Origin of the sequence: Nocardia sp. XZ_19_231 (assembly GCF_015355705.1) — a bacterium.
GTDB lineage: Bacteria > Actinomycetota > Actinomycetes > Mycobacteriales > Mycobacteriaceae > Nocardia > Nocardia salmonicida.
Genome location: NZ_JACUZI010000001.1, coordinates 372,403 through 397,074, shown reverse-complemented (window position 1 = coordinate 397,074; position 24,672 = coordinate 372,403). Strand labels below are relative to the sequence as shown.

At 67.7% G+C, this 24,672-nt stretch carries 27 protein-coding genes; 6 read left to right on the top strand and 21 right to left on the bottom strand.

The window, feature by feature from the left end; translation table 11 throughout:
• Positions 1 to 29: 29 nt before the first annotated feature.
• The 4 genes from IBJ82_RS01725 to dxr form a co-directional block, all read right to left on the bottom strand.
• The gene (locus IBJ82_RS01725; protein ID WP_370585197.1) at positions 30 to 884 is read right to left on the bottom strand and encodes a GNAT family N-acetyltransferase; all 855 of its coding nucleotides are present in this window, start codon (positions 882 to 884) and stop codon (positions 30 to 32) included.
• 88 nt (positions 885 to 972) lie between these two features.
• Complete coding sequence (ispG, locus tag IBJ82_RS01720) at positions 973 to 2,127, bottom strand: flavodoxin-dependent (E)-4-hydroxy-3-methylbut-2-enyl-diphosphate synthase (protein ID WP_194824189.1); 1,155 nt, start codon at positions 2,125 to 2,127, stop codon at positions 973 to 975.
• A 108-nt stretch (positions 2,128 to 2,235) separates the two neighbouring features.
• Positions 2,236 to 3,432, bottom strand: a complete 1,197-nt coding sequence (locus IBJ82_RS01715) for an RIP metalloprotease (RefSeq protein ID WP_194824188.1) — start codon at positions 3,430 to 3,432, stop codon at positions 2,236 to 2,238.
• Between the two features lie 148 nt (positions 3,433 to 3,580).
• On the bottom strand, positions 3,581 to 4,774 hold the full coding sequence (dxr, locus tag IBJ82_RS01710) for a 1-deoxy-D-xylulose-5-phosphate reductoisomerase (RefSeq protein WP_194824187.1): 1,194 nt from the start codon (positions 4,772 to 4,774) through the stop codon (positions 3,581 to 3,583).
• A 95-nt stretch (positions 4,775 to 4,869) separates the two neighbouring features.
• Between dxr and IBJ82_RS01705 the strand changes: the two genes are divergently transcribed.
• A complete protein-coding gene (locus IBJ82_RS01705) occupies positions 4,870 to 5,139 on the top strand; it encodes a DUF2631 domain-containing protein (RefSeq protein ID WP_194824186.1) in 270 nt (89 codons plus the stop codon).
• 62 nt (positions 5,140 to 5,201) lie between these two features.
• Here the strand turns inward: IBJ82_RS01705 and IBJ82_RS01700 are convergent, their stop codons facing one another.
• The 4 genes from IBJ82_RS01700 to IBJ82_RS01685 all read right to left on the bottom strand — a co-directional run bounded on the left by IBJ82_RS01700 (position 5,202) and on the right by IBJ82_RS01685 (position 9,582).
• The gene (locus tag IBJ82_RS01700) at positions 5,202 to 6,164 is read right to left on the bottom strand and encodes a LysR family transcriptional regulator (protein WP_194824185.1); all 963 of its coding nucleotides are present in this window, start codon (positions 6,162 to 6,164) and stop codon (positions 5,202 to 5,204) included.
• Positions 6,165 to 6,207: 43 nt separating this feature from the next.
• The gene (locus tag IBJ82_RS01695; RefSeq protein WP_194824184.1) at positions 6,208 to 7,344 is read right to left on the bottom strand and encodes a serine/threonine-protein kinase; all 1,137 of its coding nucleotides are present in this window, start codon (positions 7,342 to 7,344) and stop codon (positions 6,208 to 6,210) included.
• Positions 7,345 to 7,431: 87 nt separating this feature from the next.
• Positions 7,432 to 9,048: a serine/threonine-protein kinase gene (locus IBJ82_RS01690; RefSeq protein WP_194824183.1), complete on the bottom strand. Its 1,617-nt coding sequence runs from the start codon at positions 9,046 to 9,048 to the stop codon at positions 7,432 to 7,434.
• Between the two features lie 111 nt (positions 9,049 to 9,159).
• Positions 9,160 to 9,582, bottom strand: a complete 423-nt coding sequence (locus tag IBJ82_RS01685) for an uL11 family ribosomal protein (protein WP_194824182.1) — start codon at positions 9,580 to 9,582, stop codon at positions 9,160 to 9,162.
• A 115-nt stretch (positions 9,583 to 9,697) separates the two neighbouring features.
• Here IBJ82_RS01685 and IBJ82_RS01680 point away from each other — a divergent pair, with 115 nt between their 5' ends.
• Positions 9,698 to 10,501: a transglutaminase family protein gene (locus tag IBJ82_RS01680; protein WP_194824181.1), complete on the top strand. Its 804-nt coding sequence runs from the start codon at positions 9,698 to 9,700 to the stop codon at positions 10,499 to 10,501.
• A gap of 20 nt (positions 10,502 to 10,521) precedes the next feature.
• Here the strand turns inward: IBJ82_RS01680 and rlmN are convergent, their stop codons facing one another.
• Entirely contained in the window at positions 10,522 to 11,631 is a 1,110-nt protein-coding gene (gene rlmN / locus IBJ82_RS01675; RefSeq protein WP_194824180.1) for a 23S rRNA (adenine(2503)-C(2))-methyltransferase RlmN, read from the bottom strand.
• Between the two features lie 101 nt (positions 11,632 to 11,732).
• Between rlmN and IBJ82_RS01670 the strand changes: the two genes are divergently transcribed.
• Entirely contained in the window at positions 11,733 to 12,110 is a 378-nt protein-coding gene (locus IBJ82_RS01670; RefSeq protein WP_194824179.1) for a lipopolysaccharide assembly LapA domain-containing protein, read from the top strand.
• A gap of 3 nt (positions 12,111 to 12,113) precedes the next feature.
• Here IBJ82_RS01670 and IBJ82_RS01665 read toward each other — a convergent pair whose 3' ends face one another.
• From IBJ82_RS01665 to rpsB, 5 genes are all read right to left on the bottom strand, one after another.
• Positions 12,114 to 12,998, bottom strand: a complete 885-nt coding sequence (locus IBJ82_RS01665; RefSeq protein ID WP_228536551.1) for a phosphatidate cytidylyltransferase — start codon at positions 12,996 to 12,998, stop codon at positions 12,114 to 12,116.
• A 111-nt stretch (positions 12,999 to 13,109) separates the two neighbouring features.
• Positions 13,110 to 13,667: a ribosome recycling factor gene (gene frr / locus IBJ82_RS01660; RefSeq protein WP_056815675.1), complete on the bottom strand. Its 558-nt coding sequence runs from the start codon at positions 13,665 to 13,667 to the stop codon at positions 13,110 to 13,112.
• 49 nt (positions 13,668 to 13,716) lie between these two features.
• Positions 13,717 to 14,445 carry a UMP kinase gene (pyrH, locus tag IBJ82_RS01655; RefSeq protein ID WP_194824177.1) on the bottom strand — a complete coding sequence of 243 codons (729 nt, stop codon included), beginning with the start codon at positions 14,443 to 14,445 and terminating at the stop codon, positions 13,717 to 13,719.
• Between the two features lie 168 nt (positions 14,446 to 14,613).
• The gene (tsf, locus tag IBJ82_RS01650; protein WP_194824176.1) at positions 14,614 to 15,438 is read right to left on the bottom strand and encodes a translation elongation factor Ts; all 825 of its coding nucleotides are present in this window, start codon (positions 15,436 to 15,438) and stop codon (positions 14,614 to 14,616) included.
• 108 nt (positions 15,439 to 15,546) lie between these two features.
• Positions 15,547 to 16,437 carry a 30S ribosomal protein S2 gene (gene rpsB, locus IBJ82_RS01645; RefSeq protein WP_101466473.1) on the bottom strand — a complete coding sequence of 297 codons (891 nt, stop codon included), beginning with the start codon at positions 16,435 to 16,437 and terminating at the stop codon, positions 15,547 to 15,549.
• A gap of 415 nt (positions 16,438 to 16,852) precedes the next feature.
• Here rpsB and IBJ82_RS01640 point away from each other — a divergent pair, with 415 nt between their 5' ends.
• From IBJ82_RS01640 to IBJ82_RS01630, 3 genes are all read left to right on the top strand, one after another.
• Entirely contained in the window at positions 16,853 to 17,470 is a 618-nt protein-coding gene (locus IBJ82_RS01640; RefSeq protein WP_194824175.1) for a hypothetical protein, read from the top strand.
• A 295-nt stretch (positions 17,471 to 17,765) separates the two neighbouring features.
• Entirely contained in the window at positions 17,766 to 18,248 is a 483-nt protein-coding gene (locus tag IBJ82_RS34430) for a M23 family metallopeptidase (RefSeq protein ID WP_228536549.1), read from the top strand.
• A gap of 61 nt (positions 18,249 to 18,309) precedes the next feature.
• Complete coding sequence (locus tag IBJ82_RS01630; protein WP_194824173.1) at positions 18,310 to 18,822, top strand: DUF1990 domain-containing protein; 513 nt, start codon at positions 18,310 to 18,312, stop codon at positions 18,820 to 18,822.
• A gap of 415 nt (positions 18,823 to 19,237) precedes the next feature.
• Here IBJ82_RS01630 and IBJ82_RS01625 read toward each other — a convergent pair whose 3' ends face one another.
• The 7 genes from IBJ82_RS01625 to IBJ82_RS01595 form a co-directional block, all read right to left on the bottom strand.
• On the bottom strand, positions 19,238 to 19,579 hold the full coding sequence (locus IBJ82_RS01625) for a hypothetical protein (RefSeq protein ID WP_370585102.1): 342 nt from the start codon (positions 19,577 to 19,579) through the stop codon (positions 19,238 to 19,240).
• Positions 19,580 to 19,791: 212 nt separating this feature from the next.
• Positions 19,792 to 20,070, bottom strand: coding sequence for a DUF202 domain-containing protein (locus tag IBJ82_RS01620; RefSeq protein WP_194824171.1), 279 nt, complete (start codon positions 20,068 to 20,070; stop codon positions 19,792 to 19,794).
• Between the two features lie 17 nt (positions 20,071 to 20,087).
• On the bottom strand, positions 20,088 to 20,453 hold the full coding sequence (locus tag IBJ82_RS01615; protein ID WP_194824170.1) for a DUF202 domain-containing protein: 366 nt from the start codon (positions 20,451 to 20,453) through the stop codon (positions 20,088 to 20,090).
• Between the two features lie 162 nt (positions 20,454 to 20,615).
• A complete protein-coding gene (locus IBJ82_RS01610; protein ID WP_194824169.1) occupies positions 20,616 to 21,539 on the bottom strand; it encodes a tyrosine recombinase XerC in 924 nt (307 codons plus the stop codon).
• A 66-nt stretch (positions 21,540 to 21,605) separates the two neighbouring features.
• Positions 21,606 to 22,775, bottom strand: a complete 1,170-nt coding sequence (dprA, locus tag IBJ82_RS01605; RefSeq protein ID WP_194824168.1) for a DNA-processing protein DprA — start codon at positions 22,773 to 22,775, stop codon at positions 21,606 to 21,608.
• Positions 22,772 to 24,280, bottom strand: coding sequence for a YifB family Mg chelatase-like AAA ATPase (locus IBJ82_RS01600; RefSeq protein ID WP_194824167.1), 1,509 nt, complete (start codon positions 24,278 to 24,280; stop codon positions 22,772 to 22,774). The genes dprA and IBJ82_RS01600 overlap by 4 nt, the downstream gene beginning before the upstream one ends.
• On the bottom strand, positions 24,280 to 24,636 hold the full coding sequence (locus IBJ82_RS01595) for a YraN family protein (RefSeq protein WP_062986945.1): 357 nt from the start codon (positions 24,634 to 24,636) through the stop codon (positions 24,280 to 24,282). The genes IBJ82_RS01600 and IBJ82_RS01595 overlap by 1 nt, the downstream gene beginning before the upstream one ends.
• Positions 24,637 to 24,672 lie beyond the last annotated feature (36 nt).

The window sequence follows — 24,672 nt, the reverse complement described above, 5'->3', positions numbered from 1 at the left end:
CGCTGACCTCGGCGCCACGCGCCGAAGTTTCAATCCACCAATACGGTTGCGAAGGTAGCGATCTGGCGGAAACCCACTCGGCTGTAGGCGCGACGGGCGATCCGGTTGTAGTCGTTGACGTAGAGGCTCGCCGTACGGCCTGTTGCCACAACGGCATTGGCGACGGACGCGGTGCCCGCGGTGCCCACCCCCGCGCCCCGGTATTCGGGATGTACCCACACGCCCTGGATCTGGCCGGTGCGTCGCGACAGCGCGCCGATCTCGGCCTTGTAGACGACCTCGCCGTCTTCGAAACGTGCCCAGGCCCTGCCGGATTCGATGAGACTCTTGATTCGCCGCCGATAGCCGCGACCGCCGTCACCGGTGCGTGGATCGATGCCGACCTCTTCGATGAACATCGCGATCGCGGCGGTCAGATAGCGGTCGATCTCGTCGGGTCGCACGCGGCGTACTCCCCCGTCGGCGCGCGCGGCGGCGGGTCGGGCCATTGCCAGCAGGGGTTGATCGGCACGTAACTCCCTGGCCGGCCCCCAGGACGGGAGCAGCATTTCCCACAGCGGCAGGGCGAGCTCCTGCCTGCCGACCACCGAGGAACACACCCGTGGCCAGCGGCCGGCCCGATCGGCGAACGCGCGTAAGGCCTGCTGGTCACCGCGCAGCGGAACCAGGTTGGCGCCGGAGAAACACAGGGAGTCGGCCGGTCCGCCGCGGCTCCACAGCTCACCGGCACCGGTTCGGGAGTCGAGCCCGAATTCCTGCACGCGGGCGGCGATCATGCACGAAGCCACCGGGTCGGTATCGAGGACACGCAGCACTTCAGCCAGATCTCGCACGGCCACCGGACGCGCGGGAGCGGTTTTGGACCGTCGCGTCGGCTCCAGCAGACTCCGCACGGCACCCAGCCTGCCACGAAAGCACGCCGAGCGGTACGGGTCCGCAGAATCCGTCGTAGGACTGTGAGAGGAGCGGGATTCAGCTGACGGTGACAACGGGCTCGGCGCCCGGCTGCTCGCCCATCTCCTCGGCGATGCGCATCGCCTCTTCGATCAGGGTCTCCACGATCAAATGCTCGGGCACGGTCTTGATGACCTCGCCCTTGACGAAGATCTGCCCCTTGCCGTTACCGGAGGCCACACCGAGGTCGGCCTCGCGTGCCTCGCCCGGTCCGTTCACGACGCAGCCCATCACCGCGACGCGCAGCGGCACTTCCAGGCCGTCCAGACCGGCGGCGACCGCGTCGGCCAGGGTGTACACGTCCACCTGGGCGCGTCCACACGATGGGCAGGACACGATCTCGAGCTTGCGCGGGCGCAGGTTCAGCGACTGCAGGATCTGGCTGCCGACCTTGATCTCCTCGGCGGGCGGCGCCGAGAGCGAGACGCGGATCGTGTCGCCGATGCCCTCGCTGAGCAGCGCGCCGAAGGCCACCGCTGACTTGATCGTGCCCTGGAACGCCGGGCCCGCCTCGGTGACGCCGAGGTGCAGCGGATAGTCGCTCTGCGCGGCGAGCTGGCGGTAGGCCTCCACCATGATCACCGGGTCGTTGTGCTTGACCGAGATCTTGATGTCGCCGAAGCCGTGCTCCTCGAAAAGGCCCGCCTCCCACAGCGCCGACTCCACCAGCGCCTCTGGCGTCGCCTTGCCGTACTTCTCCAGCATCCGCTTGTCCAGTGAGCCCGCGTTGACGCCGATGCGGATCGGGATGCCCGCGGCGCCCGCGGCCTTGGCGACCTCGCCGACGCGGCCGTCGAATTCCTTGATGTTGCCCGGGTTGACGCGGACGGCGGCGCAGCCCGCGTCGATCGCGGCGAAGATGTAGCGCGGCTGGAAGTGGATGTCGGCGATCACCGGGATCTGCGACTTCTTCGCGATCGTGGCGAGCGCGTCGGCGTCTTCCTGGCGCGGACAGGCCACCCGCACGATGTCGCAGCCCGAGGCGGTGAGCTCGGCGATCTGCTGCAGGGTGGCGTTGATGTCGTGGGTCTTGGTGGTGGTCATCGACTGCACCGAGATCGGCGAATCGCTACCGACGCCGACATTGCCGACCATCAGCTGGCGGGTCTTGCGCCGGGGTGCGAGAACAGCAGCGGGGGCGGCGGGCATCCCCAATCCGATTGTGCTGGTCACGTTCGGCTGCCTTCTTTCGTACGGATCGACCTGGGTTGTTGTTGCCGAGCTTAGTCGCGCAGGGTGACCGGGCGCCCTGTGAGGGGCACGACACCGGTCATCTCGCTGTCACGGCAGCCGGATCGGGTTGACGATGTCGGCGGCCAAGGTCAGCAGCATGAACGCACCACCGATCACTACCGCCACATAGGTCACCGGGAGCAGCTTGAGGTAATCGACGGGACCGCCGGGGGCCTTGCCGAGCCAGCCACGGATCGTGTTCCGGATCTTCTCGTAGAGCACCACCGCGATATGCCCACCGTCCAGCGGTAGCAAGGGCAGCAGGTTGAACGCGCCGAGGAAGAAGTTCAGGCTGGCCAGGACCAGGATGAACATGCCCCACAGGCCACGCTCGGCGGTCTCGCCACCGATGCGGCTGGCGCCGTAGACGCTGACCGGGGTCTCCGGGTCGCGCTCGCCGCCGGTGACCGCTTCCCACAGCGCCGACACCTTCTGCGGCATCTTCGCCAGCGACTTCACCGTCTCGACGAAGAAATCACCGGTGAACGAGATAGTGGCCGGGATCGCGGCGATCGGGCCGTACTGCTTCGGCTCGGCGAAGTCGGGGCCGACACCGACCGCGCTCACCTCTCGGCTCGGGCCTTCCTTGGGCGAGCGCACGACCCGCTCCGGAGTGACCGAGACCGTCAGCGTGTTGCCGCCGCGTTCGACCTTGTAGGTGAACGTGCCGGTCTGCTTCTGGGTTTCGGCCTGGAACTGTGCCCAGGTGCTCACCTCGACGCCGTTCACGGCCTTCACCACATCACCACGCTGCAATCCGGCGCGCTGGGCGGGTCCGTCGCCGGTGCAGGGGGCGAGGGTCTTCTCGGGGGTCTCCCGCGCGACGCAGCTCATGGTGCCCAGCGCGGTCTCCGGTGGCTGCTCGAGCTGCGGCAGACCCCAGCCGATCGCCAGGGCCACCAGCAGGATGAACCCGAGCAGGAAGTTCATGCCGATGCCGCCGAACATCACGACGAGGCGCTTCCAGGTCGACTGGCGATACATCGCCCGGTCGACTTCCTCCGGCTCCAGCTCGTCGAGTGCGGTCATGCCCGCGATATCGCAGAAACCGCCCAACGGCAGTGCCTTGAGCCCGTACTCGGTCTCACCGCGACGGAACGAGAACACCTTCGGCCCGAAGCCGATGAAGTACCGGCGCACCTTCATGCCGGTGGCCTGCGCGGCCCACATGTGCCCGCACTCGTGCAGCGCGATCGAAATCGTGATGCCGAGAGCGAACAGTGCGAACCCGAGCGCGAAAACCATGTGACTCCTGTGTTCTTGGCGGCTGGCGCCGCGGGTTTTCGGCCTCGTAACCCCGAATCCGAGGGGCGATACTGCGCCTTCGGCGTTCCGTCTCGCCCCTCGGATCCGGGGCGGCCGAAAACGTGGTGGTGTCGTTGTAGTCGTTAGGTCAGGTCGTCGTTTCGCCGTCGATGGTCTTCGCGGCGTACTCCCTTGCCCAGCGGTCGGCCGCGAGGACGTCGTCCAGGGTATCGGGTTCGGCGTGCCAACGGTCGGCGGCCTCTACCGCGCGGGTGACGGTGCGCACGATGGCGGGGAAGGTGATCTTGCCGTCGAGGAATGCTTGGACGGCGACCTCGTTGGCGGCGTTGTAGACCGCGGTCACGCTGCCGCCCGCTTCACCCGCCTGCCGGGCCAGGCGGACCGCGGGAAAGACCTCGTCGTCGACCGGCTCGAAGGTCCAGGTGGAGGCGGTGCCGAAATCGCAGGCCGCGGCCGCGCCGGGGATGCGGTCGGGCCAGCCGAGCGCCAGGGCGATGGGCAGTTTCATGTCAGGGGGGCTGGCCTGGGCGAGGGTCGAGCCGTCGACGAAGGTGACCATCGAGTGGATGATCGACTGGGGGTGGACGGTGACGTCGATGCGGTCGTAGGGCACGCCGAAGAGCAGGTGCGTCTCGATCAACTCCAAGCCCTTGTTGACCAGTGAGGCCGAATTCAGGGTGTTCATGGGGCCCATCGACCAGGTCGGGTGGGTTTTCGCCTCGGCGGGGTTCACCGATTCGAGCATCTCGGTGGTCCAGCCGCGAAACGGTCCGCCCGACGCGGTGAGAACGAGGCGGTCGACCTCCTCGGCGCGACCACCGCGCAAGCACTGGGCCAGCGCCGAGTGCTCGGAGTCGACGGGCACGATCTGGCCGGGTGCGGCCGCGCGCGTCACCAGGGAGCCGCCCGCCACCAGGGATTCCTTGTTCGCCAGCGCGAGACGGGTCCCTGCCTGCAACGTGGCCAGGGTGGGTTCCAGCCCCAGCGAACCGACCAGTGCGTTGAGCACGACGTCGGCGTCGGTGCGGCGGACCAGTTCGGTCACCGCGTCCGGGCCGCCGAGCTCGAGATCGAGCGCCTGGGCGGCGGCGGGATCGGCGACGGCGACATTGCGGGTGCCTGTGGCCGCCATCTGCTCGGCGAGCAGGGCGGGATTGCCGCCGCGCGCCGCCAGGCCGACCACCTCGAAGCGGTCGGGATTGGCGGCGATCACCTCGAGCGCCTGGGTACCGATCGACCCGGTACTGCCGAGAAGCAGCACCTTCACCCGATCGGTGGACGGGGACCTGTCGTGCGCGGCACGCGTTGTGGGGTGGGACACGGGCCCATTGTGGCAGGGCTGCTGGCTACGACGGACGGTCGTATGCCACGATATGCTCACTCGCCCAACCAGAACTCGAGCCCTTAGGAGCGATCGTGGCAGCCACGGACCTCGATAAAGCCAGCACCGAGCGTGCCGTCGCCACCAGCGTCGACCCCGCCGAGGTGCCCTCGGCAGCATGGGGCTGGAGCGGTGAGTCGCGCAAGACCTTCCGCATCGCGGCCTGGGTGGTCATCGTGGCCCTGCTCGCGATGACCATCGGCAACCACCAGGGCCACGTCGAAGACATCTTCCTCGTCGGACTGGCCGGCCTGATGGCGCTCATCCTGGTCGGGGACTCGCTCACCCGGCGTATGCCGAGGTAGCTCCTCGCCCGAGAACGTCCCCGCCTGCGGCAATCACTTTTCGCCGCAGGCGTTTTCGTGTGTCAGCGGCCGCGGCGGGCCGGCTTGCGACCGCGCGCGGCAGGCTTCTTCGGCGCCGGTTTCTTGGCGGCGGGTTTCTTCGCCGCCGGTTTGCGAGCGGGAGCCGCGGCGCGCTGTTCCGGTTCCGCCACGCCGCCGCGCGAGCTGTTGGCCGACCGACCGCGCACGATGCCGACGAACTCCTCGAGCAGATCACTGTCGGACCCTGCGGGCCAGGCCAGGGCGATCTCGGTGAACTCGGTGTCGCTGATCGGGCGGTAGACGAGGTCTCGGCGATTGTGCAGGCGAGCGATCGACTGCGGCATGATCGCCGCGCCACCGACGGCGGCGAGCAGGGCGAGGGTGTCGACGGCCTGATCGAGATCGGCGCTGTCCTGGATCGTCTCGTCGACCAGATCCGCTGGGCTGATCGACTCCAGCAGCGACAGCGCATCGTCCTTCCGCACGACCGCGACGGGCGTTTCCTGCCACAGCGCGATCGCGTTCGTCACCGTCCGGTCGATGGGCAACCGGACGAAGCACAGATCGATGCGGCCCTCGCGCAGCGCCGATTCCTGCTCGCCCTGCGCGACGCCGACGACCTCGAGCGGATGGTCCGGCAGGCGTTCACCCCAGATCCGCGCCCACTTCGACACCGTCACCCCCGGCACGAACCCCACCCGCAGGCTCGCGGGCGCGTCGGGCTTCTGCTCCCGATCGGCCTGCTCCTGCACTCGGATCAGGTCTCTGGCGCGCGCGAGCAGAGCGTCGCCGTCGTCGGTGAGCTGGGTGGGCGAGGCGCCGGGCACGAAGACGCGGGTGCCGAGTTCTTCCTCCAGCTCGATCACGGTGGCGCTCAGTGCCTGCCGCGGAATCCGCAGGGCTTTGGCCGCGCGCGCGAAGTGCAACTCCTCGGCCACGGCGACGAAACGACGCAACCGGTCGAGGTCGATGGAGTCGGCGGCGGTGACGTCGAAGTCGCTCATTCTGACCAGAATATGGCACCCTCCGATCAGCTCGGCGGGCCGATCAGAGGTTTGTCAGCAGCGCGATCACTCCGGCGACCACGATGATCACGACCAGGACGAGCGCATAGGCGCCGAGGGCCGATCCCCAGCCACCTCGTTGTGGCGGCGGATTCGGTATCCGGGCCGGTTGCTGCCAATACTGCGGCGCGGGCACGTACTGCGGCTGCGGCGCTCGCGGGGGCATCGGCGCGGGGTTGTACTGCGGGATGGGCGTGCCCGTCGAACTCACCGAGCGCATGGGCTGCATGCCGACGAACGGCTGAGCGTGCGCACCCGAGGTGGGGCGGGCGAGCGGGCGGGCACCCGTGGTTCCGGTGCGCACTGCCCGCTGAGCTGCCTCGACGAACTCCTCGCACGAGGTGAACCGGTCAGCGGGTCGCTTGGCCAGCGCACGAGCCATCACGGCGTCGAGCACCTGCGGCAGACCCGCGCGACGCGGACTCACCGGGGGTGGAGGTGCTTGCAGATGACCGGTGATCACCGCGGCCGGACTGGTCGATTCGTAGGGTGCGCTGCCGGTCAGCAGCGTGTACAGCGTGCACGCGAGGGAGTACTGGTCGGCACGGTGATCGAGGGCGGCGCCGGTGAGCTGCTCGGGCGCGGCGTAGGCCAGCGTGGCGGTGAACGAGCCGGTCTCGGTCAGGTGACCCGAATCGTCGCGCAGACGTGCGATGCCGAAGTCGGTGAGATATACGCGCTCCTGGCTGCTGGAACGCGCCAGCAGGATATTGGCGGGCTTCACGTCGCGGTGCAGCACACCCGCGCGGTGCGCGTAGTCGAGCGCGGCGGCGGTCTCACCGATGATCTGTAGCGCCCGATCCGGCGGCAGCGTGTGCGGATCCAGCAAGGAGGCGTCGATCCCGTCGATGTACTGCATGCTGATCCACAGCTGGTCGCCCTCGACCCCACGATCGAACACGGTCACGATATTGGGGTGATCGAGCTGGGCGACGAGATCGGCTTCCCGCTCGAACCTGGCCCGGATCTCTTTGTCGGAGAACAACTCCCGATTCAGCAGCTTCAGCGCCGTCCACCGAGGCAGACGCGGATGCCTGGCCAGATACACCGACCCCATCCCGCCCTGACCCAGCTGCCGGTCGATCGTGTAGCCGGCGAACACCGTCCCGTCAGAAACCATTCTGACCCCCGAATCTCGCTCTTCGTCCGACGGCTGGACCCTACCAAAGCGCCGTTCGCGACGTCGCAGGCATCGGTGGGCGTGAACTCAGCCCAGCGGAAAGCTCGCGACGTCGGCGACAAGGATCGGCATGTTCGTCTCCACTGTGTGGCCCGGAAACGGCGTGCTGCCGGAACCGCGGTAGAACAGCAGCACCCAGCGGGCGCGTGCCGGTTCGGAGAACGTCGAGATAATCGCGGAGCCGTTGTACTGACCGTTGGCGGATTGTTCCCTGCGGTCATCGGTGCGAGTACCAGTCGACGACTGGCCGTGGTCCTTCGTTTCCTGACGGAACCGTGCGACAACCGCAGCGGCGGCTTCGGCCGTCGGGTACGTGTAGAACGCATAGTGGGTATCGACCATCTTCTGGTCGGAGCAGGTACGACGCGCCTCGTAACCGTCGAACGTCTTCGTCCACGGATCGCCGTACCCCAGCGGCTTCACCGTGGCCGAGCAGTTTCGACCCCCGAAACCGCGGCCGTGACTGTAGCCGGCAGGCGTCATCTGTGGGAAGGCATCATGTAGGGCGTTTAGATCCTGGTGTCCCTGTGATCGCTGTAGGAAGTCGGCGAGGGCGGACTGCTTGTCCTGCCACACCCAATACCCGGCCCCGAGTACCGACGCCAACACGAGCAAGAGGACGATCGGCATCCGACTACGTCGCCGCACCGGCATCGGATGGCCTGGATTCGGCTGCGCGGGCATAGCGAACGGGGGCCGCGCATACCCCGAATACTGTTGGGGCACAGCTGCGTGTGACGCCTGAGGATGTCGAGCGAGGTGACTCTGCTGCGGCACTCGAGGCATCGAGTGCCTGGCGAACACGGTGGGTTGCGCACCGGTTTCGCTGAGTGCACGCCGCGCGGCAGCCGCGAACTCGGCACACGAGTCGAAGCGGTCGGTAGCGCGTTTGGCCAAGGCGCGGGCGAGGACGGCGTCCAGTGCCGCGGGTAGATCTGGTCGGCGAACGTGCAGGGACGGCGGCGGGGTCTGGAGGTGTCCCTGAATGACCATGACGGGGTTGGTCGCATCGAACGGGGAGACGCCGGTGAGCAACGAGTACAGAGTGCAGGCCAGTGCGTACTGGTCGGCGCGGTGGTCGAGGTGGGCGCCGGTGAGTTGTTCGGGGGCGGCGTAGGCGAGGGTGGCGGTGAACGAGCCCGTTTGGGTGAGGTGGTGGACGTCGTCGCGGGGGCGGGCGATGCCGAAGTCGGTGAGCAGGACGCGTTCTTTGCCGTCGACATCAGCGAGCAGGATGTTGGCGGGTTTCACGTCGCGATGCAGAACACCGTTGCGGTGCGCGTGGTCGAGCGCCGCCGCGGTGCCCTCGATGATGCGCAGGGCACGCTCGGCTGCGACGGGGTGTTCGATGGTGGCCGCGTCGACGCCGTCGACGAACTGCATGCTGATCCAGAGGCGCCCGTCATCGATGCCGCGGTCGTATACCGTGACGATGTTGGGGTGCTCCAGTCGCGCGGCGAGGTCGGCCTCGCGTACGAATCTGGCGCGAATCTCGTTGTCGGCGAACAACTCCGGGTTCAGTAGTTTGAGCGCGGTCTGCCGTGGCAGGCGCGGATGCCTGGCCAGATACACCGACCCCATTCCGCCACGCCCCAGCTGCCGCTCGATCGCGTACCCGGCGAAGACGTCCCCCGTCGCAAGCATGGTCCCCCGTTTGTCCGCTGAATCAGTTCCCCGGCCGCCGGCGGATAACCGCGCAGACGACCGCCACCAACCCTAACGGCGCAAGTCCCGAGGACCCGTCACGGCCTCAGCTCACTCCTCGACCCGCACACCCATCGACCGCGCGGTGCCTGCGACGATGCGCATCGCCGCCTCCACATCGGTCGTATTCAGATCGGGCAGTTTACGGATCGCTATGCGGCGCAATTGGTCCCGGCTGAGCGCGCCGACGGGTTTGTGGCCGGGCTGTGGGGAGCCCGGTTGGCCGAGAGCCTTCCGGATCAAGGATGCCGTCGGTGGGGTTTTCAGCCGCATCGTCCAGCGTTTGCGGGCGTCGATCGATATGACGGCGGGAATGATCTCGCCGCGCCGTTCCGCTGTCGCGGCGTCGTATCGTCGTTTGACCTCGAAGGGTGGGACGCCGGTCGGACCGAGCATCTTGCCGAGGATCATCAGTGAGGCGTTCCCGGCTTCGAGCTCGAGAGTGACTGTGACAGAGGCTGTTTCGTGCGCCATAGTCAACGATCTCGGACGCACGCGTCGATCCGGTCCCGCGACGATAACGCCTGGGCCGCAACCCGCTCGAGCGGTTCGGTTCGCCTGATTTCGATTTGCCTGTCAGTCTGTGGGCGTGAAACGTGATGTTTCCGCTCGCCTCGAGGTCGCGGTCCATGCCGATTCGGTGCTGCAGTGTCAGATCGCTGTCGCCCGCCAGCCCGGGCTCGACCTGATCGAGTCCATGACATGCTCGCTCAACGGCGAGTTCCTCACGCCGCGCGAAGTGGTGGGCGCGCACGGTTCCCGGATCCACGTGCTCGACGTGCGTGCGGGCACCCTCCGCATCGACTATCAGGCGACAGTTCTCGGCACCGCCGTTCTCGAGCCGCCCTCCGACTACGACCTCGCGCTGTACCGACGACCCAGCCGCTACGCCGAGTCGGACAAGCTACTCGGCTTCGCTGCGGCCGAATTCGGTTACGGCATAGCCGATCCCGAGGTGGCCAACCGCGTCTCGTCGTGGATCGGTCGACGAATCACCTATGTCTCTGGCAGCAGCACGCCCATCGACGGCGCGGTGGAGACGCTGTTGTCCGGCACCGGCGTCTGCCGCGACTTCTCGCACCTGATGGTCGCGTTGCTTCGCGCCGTCGGCGTCCCCGCCAGGGTCGCCGCGGTCTACGCGCCGGGCTGCGTGCCGATGGACTTCCACGCCGTCTGCGAGGCCTACATCGACGGCAGGTGGCACACCTACGACCCGACGGGCCTCGCGCCGCGCTCGAGCCTGGTTCGCATCGCCACCGGCCGCGACGCCTCCGACATCGCCTTCCTGGACAACCACGGCGGCGACATCACCCTGAACTTCATGTCGGTCAACGCCTTCGTCGCGGGCCCACTCCCCTACGACGACTTCATCGCGCCGATCAGCATCGTCTGATCGGCGCCGCGTAGATACGCCTAGCCCTCGGCGGCGAGCTGACCGCAGGCGGCGGCGATCTCCTGGCCGCGGGTATCGCGCACCGTGCACGACACGCCCTGGGCGATCACGCGGCGCACGAACTCCTTCTCGACCGGCTTGGGGCTGGCATCCCACTCGCTGCCCGGTGTCGGGTTGAGCGGGATCAGGTTCACGTGCACGAGCGGGCCCAGCGCCTTGTGCAGCTTCTTGCCGAGCAGGTCCGCCCGCCACGGCTGATCGTTGATATCGCGGATCAACGCGTACTCGATCGACACACGCCGCCCGGACTTGTCGGCGTAATAGCGTGCGGCGTCGAGCACTTCGGCGATGGACCAGCGGTTGTTCACCGGCACCAAGGTGTCACGCAGTTCGTCGTCGGGGGTGTGCAGCGACACCGCGAGGCGCACCGACATGTCCTCGTCGGCCAGCTTGCGGATCGCGGGCGCGAGGCCGACGGTCGACACCGTCACCGATCGCTGCGAAATGCCGAGCCCGTCGGGAGCGGGCGAGGTGATCCGGCGAACCGCGTTCACCACCCGCTTGTAGTTGGCCAGCGGCTCGCCCATCCCCATGAACACGATGTTGGACAGTCGGCCCGGACCACCGTGCACCTCGCCGTCGCGCAAATCGGCCGCGGCCGCGCGCACCTGGTCGACGATCTCCGCGGTCGACAGGTTGCGGGTGAGTCCCGCCTGCCCGGTCGCACAGAACGGACACGCCATACCGCACCCGGCCTGGCTGGAAATGCACAGCGTATTGCGGTCGGGGTAGCGCATGAGCACGCTCTCCAACAGCGTCCCGTCGTGCGCCTTCCACAGCGTTTTGCGGGTATCGCCCTCGTCGCAGGCGATATTGCGCACCACCGACAGCAGCGGTGGGAACAGCGTCTCGCCGACCTTCGCGCGTACGTCGGCGGGCAGGTCGGTCATCAGCGCCGGATCGGCCTGCAATCGGCCGTAGTACTGACGGGCCAACTGATCGGCCCGGAACTTCGGCAAACCCAGCTCCTGCACCGCGGCCTTGCGTTCGTCCGAGTCGAGATCGGCGAGGTGACGCGGCGGCATGCCGCGGCGCGGGGCATCGAACACGAGGGGCAGGGAGATGGCCATAGTTTCACCATTGTCCCAAACGCGCCGTCGTGCTCACCACGCCGGGCAACGTTATCGACAAGATGCGTGCACGAGCCATAGCAGTCGGCAATGATCGGACTATGAGTACACACGCAGAATCCGGTGCGTCACCGGCCGAACACGACCCGCCGCCGACCGATCTCACCGGCAAGCACAGCAAGCCCACCGAACCTGCGAAGCCTGCTACCAAACCCGCACCGGTCCCGCACGACGCCGTGCACGGATCGCGCACCGGCTACACCTGGATCGCGTTGCTGGCCGCGGCCCTGCTCGGCATCGTCTTGTTGATCTTCATCATCCAGAATCTCGACAAGGTCCGGACCAACCTGCTGTTCTGGCACTTCGAACTGCCGCTCGGCGTCACCGTGTTGCTGTCGGTGATCTCCGGCGCGCTGGTGATGGGCCTGGTCGGCGGGGTTCGCATCCTGCAACTGCGGCACGCCGCCAAGAGGCCGTGACGCTCAGATCAGCGCGCTGAGGACCAGCCAGGAGACGAACGCCGAGGGCAGCATCGAGTCGAGGCGATCCATGATGCCGCCGTGTCCCGGCAGCAGCGTCCCCATGTCCTTGATGCCGAGTTCCCGCTTGATCTGCGACTCGATCAGGTCACCGATGGTCGCCACGGCCACCAGACCGACACCGAGCACCACACCGATCATCGAGTTGGCCTCGAGCAGCAGAGTGACGGTCAGCAGACCGCCGATCACGCTGAACACCAGCGAACCGCAGAACCCCTCCCACGACTTCTTCGGGCTGATCGCGGGCACCATCGGATGCCTGCCGAACAGCACACCGGCGACATAGCCGCCGACGTCGGAGCACACCACCAGGATCATGAACGTGAGTACCCGCAGGTTGCCGTCGGGTTCGAGAAGCAGCAACGTCGAGAACGAGGCAAGCAGGGGGATCCAGGTGAGGGTGAACACGGCGATCGCGGTGTCACGCAGGAAGTTCTTCGGCGCGGTACTGAGTCCGTGGTCGAACAGGCGCCACACCATGCACACCAGCGCGGTGGCGGCGAACGCGCCGAGCACCCCGCCGGCCCCCCACGGCCAGCCGAGCCAGAACACCGCCTGACCGCCCACCAGCAGCGGAATCCGCGGCACCAGCACGTCTGCTTCGCGCAGCCGCTTGGTGACCTCCCAGGTCGCGACACCAACGCCGAGCCCCGCGACCGCGATGAACACCTTCGGAACGAACAGCAGGATCGCGATCAGCGACAGCCCGAGCGTCAGCCCGACGGCCAGCGCCGCGGGCAGGTTGCGCCCGGCCCGTGACGTCGGGGCAGGCGGCTGCTCGTCCTGCGGCGAGGCCGCGGTCGCGGTCGCCTCGACCGTGTCCGGCATGGGATCCGGTGCCGCCCCGGTGGCGGCGGCGTCTTCGGCCACGATTGTCCCGTCGCTCAACTCGTCGTTCCGTTCATCCCCCGCACGAGCGGGACTGGCGAGATCTGGCGCTCAGACCTCGAGCAGTTCGGCTTCCTTGTGCTTGACCAGCTCGTCGACCTGGGTCACGTACTTGGCGGTGGTCTTGTCGAGCTCCTTCTCGGCGCGCCCGACCTCATCCTCACCCGCTTCGCCATCCTTCTGGATGCGGCTCAGTTCGTCCATCGCCTTGCGGCGGACGTTGCGAATCGAGACCTTGGCGTCCTCGCCCTTGCTCTTGGCCATCTTCACCATCTCGCGGCGACGTTCCTCGGTGAGCTGCGGCACCGAGATGCGCAGGATGTCACCGTTGTTGGTCGGGTTCACGCCGAGGTCGGAGTTGCGGATGGCGTTCTCGATCAGGCCGAGCGAGCTCTGCTCGTAGGGCTTGATCACGACCATGCGCGGCTCGGGCACGGTGATGCTCGAGACCTGGGTGATCGGCGTCAGCGAGCCGTAGTACTCGATCAGCACGCGGGTGAACATGCCCGGATTGGCGCGACCGGTACGAATGCTGCCCAGGTCGTCCTTCGCTACCGTGACGGCCTTGTCCATCTTCTCTTCGGCATCGAAGAGCGCTTCATCAATCACGACCGAATCCTCCACAGCGTCGTCATCGTCATCGTCCGCGGGTGCGGGGTCACGACCGAACCAGGGTGCCGATGGGTTCACCGGCGACCGCGCGGGCAATATTGCCCTTGATCAACAAATTGAACACCAGCATCGGCATCTGGTTGTCCATGCAGAGACTGAACGCGGTGGCATCGGCCACCTTCAGGCCCTTTTCGATCACTTCCTTGTGGGTGATCTCGGTGAACATGCTCGCGTTCGGCTCGACGCGCGGGTCGGCGTCGAACACGCCGTCGACCGCCTTGGCCATCAGCACCACATCGGCGCCGATCTCCAGCGCGCGCTGGGCAGCGGTGGTGTCGGTGGAGAAGTAGGGCATGCCCATGCCCGCGCCGAAGATCACGACGCGGCCCTTCTCGAGGTGGCGCTTGGCGCGCAGCGGCAGGTAGGGCTCGGCGACCTGGCCCATCGTGATGGCGGTCTGCACGCGGGTGTCCACACCCTGCTGCTGAAGGAAATCCTGGAGGGCAAGGCTGTTCATCACGGTGCCGAGCATGCCCATATAGTCGGAACGGGCCCGCTCCATGCCGCGTTCCTCCAGCTCGGCGCCGCGGAAGAAGTTGCCGCCGCCGATCACCACGGCCACCTGCACGCCGGTCTCGACGATCTCGGCGATCTGCTCGGCCACCGTCTGCACGACATCGGGGTCGAGGCCGACCCCGCCGCCACCGAACATCTCCCCACCCAGCTTGAGCAGCACCCGGTGGTATCCAGGGCGGTCGTTACCCGGGTCGGTCATGGGTGTCGGTCTCCTTCGGCGAGGTCGAGAGCGGGGCGAGCAGGCGGCATCCATCCTGCCCTATCAGGTTGCGGTCACCCAGAAGTGGGGTCGGTCGATCGACGAGGAAAGCCCCTCCAGCGCGGCATCACACCGCGCCGAAGAGGCTTTTCGTGGAGTTCAGGCGGATCAGGCCTGGCCGACCTCGAAACGAGCGAAACGCTTCACGTTCACGCCCGCCTCTGCCAGAAGCGCCTTGACGGTCTTCTTGGAGTCGGTGACGGCGGACTGCTCGAGCAGCACGACGTCCTTGAAGAAGCCGTTCACGCGGCCTTCGGTGATCTTCGCCAGCGCGGCTTCGGGCTTGCCCTCTTCGCGCGCGGTCTGCTCGGCGATGCGACGCTCGTTGTCGACGACATCGGCGGGCACCTCCTCGCGGGTCAGGTACTTGGCCTTGAGCGCGGCGACCTGCATGCCTGCGGCACGCGCGGCGTCGGCAGCGCCGTCGCCGGTGCCCTCGTACTCCACCAGCACGCCGACGGCGGGCGGCAGGTCCGAAGCACGCTTGTGCAGGTAGGTGGCGACCGGGCCGTCGAAGGACACGACGCGACGCAGTTCCAGCTTCTCGCCGATCTTGGCCGACAGCGCCTGCACGGCGTCGTCAACGGTGCCGTCGGTCAGCTTGAGCGCCTTGAGGGCGTCCAGGTCGGCCGGCTTGCCCGCGGCGGCCGCGGTCACGATCGCGTCGGCCAGCTGCTGGAACTCGGCGTTCTTGGCGACGAAGTCGGTCTCGCAGTTGATCTCGACCATGACGCCGTCCTTGGCGATGACCAGACCTTCGGCGGTCGCACGCTCGGCACGCTTGCCGACGTCCTTGGCGCCCTTGATGCGCAGCACCTCGACAGCCTTGTCGAAATCGCCGTCGGAGTCTGCCAGCGCGTTCTTGCAGTCCATCATGCCGGAGCCGGTGAGCTCCCGGAGCCGCTTCACATCAGCAGCGGTGTAGTTCGCCATCGGGGGCGAGCCTCCTCGTGTGGGGGGTGCTTGGGTGTTAACACCACCTTGCCGACCGCTTCTGAATTCAGAAGGGCCGGCAAGGTGAACGTAGTGCTACCGGTCAGCTCAGAAGTCGGCCGGGGTGTGCTGTGCCGGGTCGGCCTTGACCTCGGCCTCGGCCTCGGCCGGGGTCTCGGCTGCCGGGGCCTCGGTCGCGGCAGCGACATCGGCTTCGGCGGCCGGGGTCGCCGAGGACAGGAGCTCCTGCTCCCATTCGGCCAGCGGCTCGCCTGCGCCGGCTTCGGGCTTCGCGTCGCCGGAAGCCTGGCCCGCGCGGGCCTGCACGCCCTCGGCCACCGCGGAGGCGACGACCTTGGTGAGCAGTGCGGCGGAACGAATCGCGTCGTCGTTACCCGGGATCGGGTAGTCGACCAGGTCGGGGTCGCAGTTGGTATCCAGGATCGCGATGACCGGGATGTTCAGCTTGCGCGCCTCGCCGACGGCGATGTGCTCCTTGTTGGTATCGACGATCCAGATGGCCGAGGGAACCTTGGCCATGTCACGGATACCACCGAGGGTGCGGTCCAGCTTGGTCATCTCACGCGTGAGCATGAGGATTTCCTTCTTGGTACGACCCTCGAAGCCACCGGTCTGCTCCATCGCCTCGAGTTCTTTGAGGCGCTGCAGGCGCTTGTGCACGGTGGAGAAGTTGGTGAGCATGCCACCCAGCCAACGCTGGTTGACGTAAGGCATTCCGACGCGCAGCGCCTCGGAAGCGATCGACTCCTGGGCCTGCTTCTTGGTACCGACGAAGAGGACGGTGCCACCGTGGGCGACAGTCTCCTTGACGAACTCGTAGGCCTTGTCGATGAAGGTCAGCGTCTGCTGCAGGTCGATGATGTAGATGCCGTTGCGGTCGGTGAAGATGAACCGCTTCATCTTCGGGTTCCACCGACGGGTCTGGTGGCCGAAGTGCGCGCCGCTGTCGAGCAGCTGCTTCATAGTTACGACAGGCATAGCCTTCGTATCTCTCTTTCGTTGCCGGTTGTCGCGGTCGATCGGCGATCGACTGCCCTGGCGCCACCGAAACCGCCGGACCCGATTCTAAGAATCCGGGACCAGCCGACGATTTCCCTGTTCATCCGATGGAGAACTCGCGCTGACATGCCCTCGCGGACCGTCTGCTTTGCGAGCGACGACCGGATGGACGAGCACGGGTGGCGCGCGAAGTCGGTCCGTGCTGTGCACACGCAATGGCTGCTGAGCACAAACCGCTTGTTCAGTCTACGCGGACCAGGGCCAGGTCCGAAATCGCCCCTGGGCAACGACCGCCCCTTCGTGGATGAAGTGGGCGATATCCACATGCGGGAAGGTTATCCACAATCCCGAAATCGTTGTCCCGGTGGGGTTGTCCAGCGCCCAGAGTTGGGGCATGAACACGTTGACACGCACCCTGATCACTACGTTTCCGCTGCTCTGCGCAGTTGGTGTCGCTGCCGCACCTGCGGCTGCGCATCCCGATATCGGCGCTCCGTCGGCCGCTCGACCTACGGTCGGTGCCGACCACCCGCGATGCGCCGAAGGCGGTCCGAGGGGACCCGTTGTACTCGCCCGGCCACCCGAGCGGATCGGTCGGCCGATTCTCCCACCGCAACGTGCGGCCGTGCCCGGCACGGTCCCGGTAGCGCCCCAGCTCCAGAACGGGCCGACCTCGACAGGCACTCGGCTCGAAGCGGAGGGCCTGCCCTCGAACACCGGGGCCGCGGGTCTCTGTGGTCGGGCGACGGCCGTGGTGCCCGTGATCGTCGTGCCACGGCGAGAGCTTGTTCCCGCGCCGGTTCCGGTGCAGGTGACAGTGCATGATCTCGGATCCACTCCCGCCCGGGCACAAGGTGCCGAACCGAGCGCGGGGCCCCGGTCGGAGATCGAGATCGTGGTGCGGGCCGGGGGTGGCAGTGGGTCGGCGGCCGAACTGCCCACGGTTCTGCGGGAGATGTTGCGAGTGCTGGCGGCGCAGCAGCGCGTGCCTACACCGCGGCCGCATCGCTGAGGTCGTGGTGGCGATGTTCGAGAAGCTCGATGCCCGGCCGAAGGTGCCGACTCACCTTCACCATCTCGATCGGCCGCCGGCCGGCACTGCGGTGTGCCTCGAGGTGACCGACTGCGGCATAAAGCCCGACACCGGGCGGAATGTACCGACGCTCGTTCACCGGCCTCATCGATCCCCGCCTGCGGTGCGGTCCAGCGGGCCCGACCCCGACGAGTGGCCTCGCAGACCTGGGAATGCGCGTCGTGCGGCGCGCCTGGCGCGGTCGGTACTCGGGCGGGTCCTGGGCGTCGTCTGCCTGGTGGCGATTGTTCTCAGTGGTGCGGTACCGGCCGATGCCGCCGAATCCGGGCAGTTCGGTTGGCCGTTGCGGCCGCGACCCACGGTGGAACGCAAGTTCGACAAGCCGGAGCGGAATTGGTTGCCGGGGCATCGTGGCGTCGATCTGGCGGGCGTCGTCGGGCAGAGCGTGCTGGCGGCGGGCGGGGGCATCGTGGTGTTCGCGGGGGACGTGGCAGGCAAACCGGTGGTGTCCATCGATCATCCGGGCGGGTTGCGCACCACCTACGAACCGGTGCGGGCGCAGGTGAGCGTGGGAAGCCGGGTGAGCAGAGGTGCACCTATCGGCACGCTGGTGGCCGGACATGAGGGGTGTCCGGCCACCGCCTGCCTGCACTGGGGTGCCCGCCGCGAGTCCGGTGCCCACAATCGGCGTGAATACGTCGACCCGCTCGGACTCCTGCACGAGGTGCCGGTCCGCCTGAAACCGTTGGAGCCGTGACGTGACGAACCACTCCACCAGCCGAGCCCTACACCGACATTCCGGAGACGACAATCGAGACGTGCCCAAGGAACCAGCGCCCTTCACCTACGCCGAGATCGGTGCCACCCGCACCACCATGCCCGACGGATACCACCGGTTCCGGCATCGACGCCCGATCGGCCACGGTCGCGACCTGTTCGACCGTGCGGCCACCCACATCCTCGACTTCGGGATACAAAAGGGCGTCGACATCTTTAGCGGCGCCGACACCGAAACCGCTCAGCCCGGAACCGAATTGACGGTCGTCCTCCGAATCTGGCCACTGCGCTTCAGCGCGCCCTGCCGCGTGGTCTACGTCCTCGACGAACCCGACCGCCGAGGCTTCGCCTACGGCACCCTGCCCGGCCATCCGGAGGTCGGCGAGGAATTGTTCGCCGTCGAATACGACGCCACCGACGACACCGTCTACGGCCTGGTCGCCGCCTTCTCCAAGCCCGGCGCCTGGTACGTCCGCCTGGGCGGCCCCGTGGTCCGCCTGATCCAGCGCTGGTTCGCCCACCGCTACCTGAATACCCTGCCCACCAACGGCTGACGCGTCTCTGCGGCTTCTGTATCCAGCCCGGCGAGATCGACTCCGTCCTGCTGCGGCTGCCGCCCACGCCCGGGCCGGATCGGAATCCAGGGCTTCGAACTCATGCATCAGCTGGTTGGTCGCGGTGGGTGCCGGTGTTATCGAGGGGTCACTATGCGTGCGACGGGCGACACACGGGCTGAGGCCTTCCGCTCGATGTCGCAGGCCATGGTGGTGACGGCAACGACGCTGGACGCCCTGATGGGTCTCGAGGTGAAGCCGACTCCGACACGGTTGATAGCGACCGCGCCAACCCACCTGATGGCAAATCAAGCGGGTACTGGAAGGCGCGCTGTGCGTGGCCGGTCCGCTACAGGCTGTCGGGCGCCACTCTCGACCTGTGACAGGCGCCGAACGCATCGTCACTCGGTGGTCGTCAGAGCAGTGCGGCCAGCGCGTCGGCCTCCGCGGTCAGCCGATCACGGCGGTCGATCGCACCGATTCGGTCGTATTCCGTTGCCGCGACGTGTCTTTCGTCGATTTCCCGGCGGACGATCGCTTCGATCTCGATCTCGGTGAGGTCGCGTCGACTGGCCTCGGCCGCACCCGGGCCGACCGGGCTGTCTTCCATCGCAACGGCTCTCATCTCACCGACATCGATCGCCTCCGCGTTGTCGATCGCGGCCAGTGCCGAACGCAACGCCGATACGGCGCCGAGGTCGCGGGCCTTCATCGCAGGTTTCAGCGCGGCCCGCAGCCGCTCGCGCAGGTAAGTCACGCCCACCACACTATTTTCCGGTGTAGCGGTCAACGACCGAGTTCTGCGCCGACGAAGGTCGTACGCGAATGCTCGGACACTCCCTTACGCCAGGTTGACCCGCTGCTGGACGCCTCGGCGAGTCTGCCTTTACGGCTGACGAGCGCGGCGAGTCGGCACGATCCGACCATCGGTTGAGCAGAACACCCAACGAGGGAGCCGAGTCGGTTGCGCTAGCCGTTGAGCAGCACCGCGACCGCGGCGATCAGGGATACGGTCGCGACGGCGAGGGCGGTGGTCGCGACGAATCGGTGGCCGGCGCCCACATGTCCGCGGTCGAGTGCGCGGCCGCGGGACCAACCCACGACCGCCAGGAGCAGCGCGACCGCGGCGGCCGCGAGTGGGAGCACCCACGTCGGCCGACCGTCGGTAGTTGCTTCGTGGACAAGGAGCAGGGCGCACGCGGCCGCACCGAGGGACGTGCGCCGCCAGGCCAGGGCAGTGCGCTCCATCGCAAGAGTCGGTGCGGTCACGACAGCACTACCGCCAAGCAAGCCAGTGCGGCGACCACCGCGACGCCGACCGAGAGAACGGGAACCAGGGCTGTTCCCGGCAGCGGTCCCCCGGCGCGCATCGCGAGGTTCACCCGGCGCCAGTGCCGGAAGGCGGCGAGCGCGACGGCCAGCGCCATGATCAGACAGATCATCGAGATCACACCGGCGAAACCGGCCAAACGAGTCGGCTGGACCAGGGCGTGCACCGCGACGCCGCCGGCGAGCAGACCGAGCGCAGTCCTGATCCACGCCAGGAACGTACGTTCATTGGCGAGGGTGAACCGGTAGTCGACCTCCTCTTCGCCGTCCCCGGATTCGGCCCCGACCTCGGGCAATGTCACTACCACCACCTCCTGTCCCCATCATGCGCTACCGCGATCCTTTCGCTCGTGATCGTTGCGAGCGGGGCGTCTGCCATGTCGCCGCCGAGCTAGACGCCACTATGCCCGCCCACCGTCGGTCGTTCGGCCACTCGATAACGCCGCGCCAACGTTCCGCGACGGTCAGGCGCGGGGGTGAGCTTGGTCGTGGACTCGTTTGAGGCGTTCGACGGAGACATGGGTGTAGAGCTGGGTTGTGGCCATGCTGGCGTGACCGAGGAGTTCCTGGACGACGCGGAGGTCGGCGCCGCCTTCGAGGAGGTGCGTGGCGGCGGTGTGGCGTAGGCCGTGGGGGCCCATGTCAGGGGCGCCAGGGATCGCGGCGATGACCTCGTGGACGACGGACCGGGCTTGACGTTGGTCGAGTCGGCGGCCGCGCTGACCGAGGAGCAGGGCGCGGCCGGAGTGCTCGTTGGCCAGGGACGGGCGACCGGCGCGGAGCCAGGCGTCGAGCGCGGTGTCGGCAGGACCACCGAACGGCACCGAGCGTTCCTTGTTGCCCTTGCCGAGCACGCGAACAAGACGGCGCTCCCGATCTATGTCATCGATATCGAGGCCACACAGCTCGCTGACCCGAATTCCGTTGGCGTACAACATCTCCACGATCAGACGGTCCCGCAATGCCATCGGATCCTGCTGCGCCGCTCCTGATTCCGCCGCGTCCATAGCCTGTTCGGCTTGATTGCGGCCGAGAACCGCGGGCAGCACGCGATGGGCTTTCGGGGCCTGCAGGCGCAAGCCCGGATCGACACCGAGCCGACCGGTTTCGGTCAGCCATGCGGTGAAAGTTCTTGCCGCCGAAGCACGCCGAGCCAGGGTCGTCCGCGCCACCCCCGCCGCCGCGAGCTCGGCCAGCCACGATCGCAACAACGGCAGATCCAACTCCCGCACCGCCGAGTCCGCTGACCGCGCGTACAGGTGCTCGAGCAGCGACCGTACATCTCCCAGGTACGCCCGCACCGTGTGAGCCGACCGATTCCGCCCCAACCGCAGATGCCGCCCGAACTCGGTGAGCAACGCGGTCAGATCATCAGGCAGCACATCCATGACCCAACCGTCACCCTTCCCCGCCCCCTACGCAACCCACCACGCCGCCCCTGCCGGGAGCCGCCGTCAGCCCGCCCGTCGACCAGATGTCCGAAACCATCCACCGGAGTCGCAGCCGACCAATTCGGCGAGTTCCAGGCTCGGCAGGACCGCCCGGACTGTGGCCAGGTCCAGGCCGCATTGTTGAGCCAGTTCGCGGGGCACGCGCGAGCCGATGGCGGGGAGAGCTGCATAGATTTCGGCTTCGGCGCCGCGGAGGTGGGCGGCGGGGTCCGCCTGGTTGCCCTCGGCGACCGGGAGACGGAGGGGGCCCACTTCGTCGATGATGTCCTCGGCGCGGGTTACCAGAAGGGCTTCGCCCTCTCTGATCATTCGGTGGCAGCCTGCCGAGGAGGCCGAGCCGACGGGCCCCGGGACAGCCATGGCCGGTCTGCCCAGCCTGCGGGCCCACTTCACGGTGTTGCGGGCACCACTGCGAAGGCCCGCTTCGACCACCAGGACACCGTCCCCGAGCGTCGCGATCAACCGATTCCGGGCGAGGAACTGGTGTTTCTGGGCCGAGATGCCCGGCGGGTATTCGCTGACGACGAGGCCGCTCTCAGCGATCGCAGCGAGCAGGCGGTCGTGTTGAGCCGGATACGGCCGATCGACCCCGCAGGCGAGGACCGCCACGGTTGTCCCGCCGACGGCCAGCGCCGCGCGGTGCGCCGCCGCATCGATGCCGAAGGCCGCGCCGGAAACGATCGTCCATCCCCGACCGGCCAGGTCGCACGCGATCTCACTCGCTACCTGCAATCCGTATCCGCTGCTACACCGCGAACCGACCACCGCGACAGCACGTTCGGACGCGGTATGGAGCGAGAGGGGCCCGCGCGCCCACAGCACGAGCGGGACGGCGGCCTCACGATCACGTTCGGTGTCGAGTTGGTCGAGTCCGAGCATCCGCCAGCCGGGCCATTCCTCGTCATCAGGGGTGATGACCCGTCCACCCAGGCGCGCAATGGTCTCCAAATCTTGTGCCGCCGCGTCGATCTCGCGCCGCATGGCGGTAGGACCACGCAATGCCGCGGGCAACTCGTGCTCGCGGACCGCGCGGGCGGCCTCACACACCCCCACCGAGGCGATCAATGCCGACAGCGGTGCACACGGCCCCTGCACCACCCGCGACAGGTATACCCAGGCGAGCCGGCGTTCGTCCGGATCCACCACGTCACCGACCGCACGCAACCCACTCATTGCGCACCCCGCTGCCGGAAGTTCAACGACGACATCACATCCTGCACGGTGGGCAGCTCCCCGTCGCGCAGATCACAGACCGTCCAGGCGACCCGGATCGCCCGATCGGCACCACGAGCCGACATTCGCCCCAGCCGTAAAGCCGCCTCGATCGGCGCGATCGATTCCCGTGGCAACTTGAACCGCTTGCGCAGGACATGGCCCGGCACTTCGGCATTGGTCGTCCACCCGTCCGCACTCCACCGCTGCGCGGCGCGGGCTCTGGCTCCGGCAACGCGCGCCGCCACCGTGGTGCTGCTCTCGGCCTGCTCGTCGCCGAACGTCGCGCCCGCCTGCCCGTGCATCTGGACCCAGATATCGATGCGATCGAGCAGCGGTCCCGATAGTTTGCCCAGGTAGCGGCGACGAGCCAGCGGCGCGCAGATGCAGTCGACATCGCGCGCCGGAGCACACGGACAGGGATTCGCCGCGAGTACCAGTTGGAATCGGGCCGGGTACCGGGCGACACCGTCGCGTCGGGCGATGCGCACCTCACCCTCTTCGAGTGGAGTCCGCAGTGCTTCCAGCACTTTCGTGCCGATCTCGGCGCATTCGTCGAGGAACAGCACCCCCCGATGCGCGCGGCTCACCGCACCGGGACGGGCCATTCCCGAACCGCCGCCGATCATCGCGGTCACCGACGTCGAATGATGCGGCGCGACAAAGGGAGCCAGCGTGAGCAGCGGCTGCTCGGCCGAGAGCGATCCCGCCATCGAGTGGATCGCGGTCACCTCCAGGGATTCCGCTTCCGACAACGGCGGCAACAGCCCCGGAAGACGTTGCGCCAGCATCGTTTTGCCGATACCGGGCGGTCCGGTGAGCAACAAGTGGTGCCCGCCTGCCGCCGCGACCTCCAGCGCCCAGCGCGCCTCGTCCTGACCGACCACATCACTGAGGTCACCGCACGGCGTCTGCGCCCCCGGCACCACACCGTCGGGTTCGAGTAGCTTGCCCTCCCCGCGCAGCCATGCCACCACCGCCCGCAGGCTCGTGGCCCCGAGTACTTCGATCCCTTCGACCAACCCCGCTTCCGCGACCGCCTCGGCAGGCACGACAACCGTGGGCAGCCCTGCCGCCCGCGCCGCGATCACCGCGGGCAACACCCCACGCACCCGTCGAACCCGCCCGTCCAGCGCCAACTCCCCCAGCAGCACCGTCTTCACCAGCCGATCACCGGGCACCGCACCGGAGGCATCGAGCACGGAAACGGCCAGTGCGAGGTCGTAAACACTGCCCACCTTCGGCAGCGTCGCGGGTGAGAGGGCCAGGATCACGCGACCGTCCGGCCACTTCTCCCCCGTATTGGCCACCGCCGAACGCACCCGATTGCGTGATTCCTGCAGCGCGGTATCGGGCAGGCCGACGAGATTCACCGAGGGCAGACCCTGACCGATATCGGCCTCGATCTCCACCAGCTGTCCGTCGACCCCGGTCACCGCCACCGACAACGCCCGCCCGAGCGCCATCAGAAGGCCGCGGTGAGGTGATCGATGACCGGCCCGCGCCCGCGCGCGACCAGCACCGAGACGACGTCGAAGCGAATCCGCCGCCACGGCCCGTCCTGCTCGGCCAGCCACAGCAGCGCCAGCCGCCGAATCCGCTGCTGCTTGCTGAAGGTGACCGCCTCGGCGGGCGTACCGAACCCCAGCCCCGACCTGGTCTTCACCTCGACGAATACGGTGACCGACGGGTCCTGGACGATCAGATCCAGCTCACCGTATCGACACCGCCAGTTGCGGGCGACGATCTCCATCCCGGTCTCGCAGAGATAGTTCGCCGCCAGCTTCTCCCCGTACGCGCCGAGCGCCTGTTTGTGTGCCATGAGCGAAAGCATGGCCACAAGCCCTCGCATGGCTGA

Excerpts from the sequence above, each read along its gene's own strand:
- IBJ82_RS01640 (WP_194824175.1), top strand. The coding sequence starts at position 16,853 with ATGAACACGTTGACACGCACCCTGATCACTACGTTTCCGCTGCTCTGC.
- IBJ82_RS01620 (WP_194824171.1), bottom strand. The coding sequence starts at position 20,070 with ATGGAGCGCACTGCCCTGGCCTGGCGGCGCACGTCCCTCGGTGCGGCC.
- IBJ82_RS01600 (WP_194824167.1), bottom strand. The coding sequence starts at position 24,280 with ATGGCGCTCGGGCGGGCGTTGTCGGTGGCGGTGACCGGGGTCGACGGA.
- IBJ82_RS01665 (WP_228536551.1), bottom strand. The coding sequence starts at position 12,998 with ATGCCGGACACGGTCGAGGCGACCGCGACCGCGGCCTCGCCGCAGGAC.
- tsf (WP_194824176.1), bottom strand. The coding sequence starts at position 15,438 with ATGGCGAACTACACCGCTGCTGATGTGAAGCGGCTCCGGGAGCTCACC.
- IBJ82_RS01715 (WP_194824188.1), bottom strand. The coding sequence starts at position 3,432 with ATGGTTTTCGCGCTCGGGTTCGCACTGTTCGCTCTCGGCATCACGATT.
- IBJ82_RS01610 (WP_194824169.1), bottom strand. The coding sequence starts at position 21,539 with ATGGATGTGCTGCCTGATGATCTGACCGCGTTGCTCACCGAGTTCGGG.
- IBJ82_RS01690 (WP_194824183.1), bottom strand. The coding sequence starts at position 9,048 with ATGCTTGCGACGGGGGACGTCTTCGCCGGGTACGCGATCGAGCGGCAG.
- rlmN (WP_194824180.1), bottom strand. The coding sequence starts at position 11,631 with ATGGCCATCTCCCTGCCCCTCGTGTTCGATGCCCCGCGCCGCGGCATG.
- rpsB (WP_101466473.1), bottom strand. The coding sequence starts at position 16,437 with ATGCCTGTCGTAACTATGAAGCAGCTGCTCGACAGCGGCGCGCACTTC.
- dprA (WP_194824168.1), bottom strand. The coding sequence starts at position 22,775 with ATGAGTGGGTTGCGTGCGGTCGGTGACGTGGTGGATCCGGACGAACGC.
- IBJ82_RS01595 (WP_062986945.1), bottom strand. The coding sequence starts at position 24,636 with ATGGCACACAAACAGGCGCTCGGCGCGTACGGGGAGAAGCTGGCGGCG.
- IBJ82_RS01685 (WP_194824182.1), bottom strand. The coding sequence starts at position 9,582 with ATGGCGCACGAAACAGCCTCTGTCACAGTCACTCTCGAGCTCGAAGCC.
- IBJ82_RS01695 (WP_194824184.1), bottom strand. The coding sequence starts at position 7,344 with ATGGTTTCTGACGGGACGGTGTTCGCCGGCTACACGATCGACCGGCAG.
- IBJ82_RS01700 (WP_194824185.1), bottom strand. The coding sequence starts at position 6,164 with ATGAGCGACTTCGACGTCACCGCCGCCGACTCCATCGACCTCGACCGG.
- IBJ82_RS01670 (WP_194824179.1), top strand. The coding sequence starts at position 11,733 with ATGAGTACACACGCAGAATCCGGTGCGTCACCGGCCGAACACGACCCG.
- pyrH (WP_194824177.1), bottom strand. The coding sequence starts at position 14,445 with ATGACCGACCCGGGTAACGACCGCCCTGGATACCACCGGGTGCTGCTC.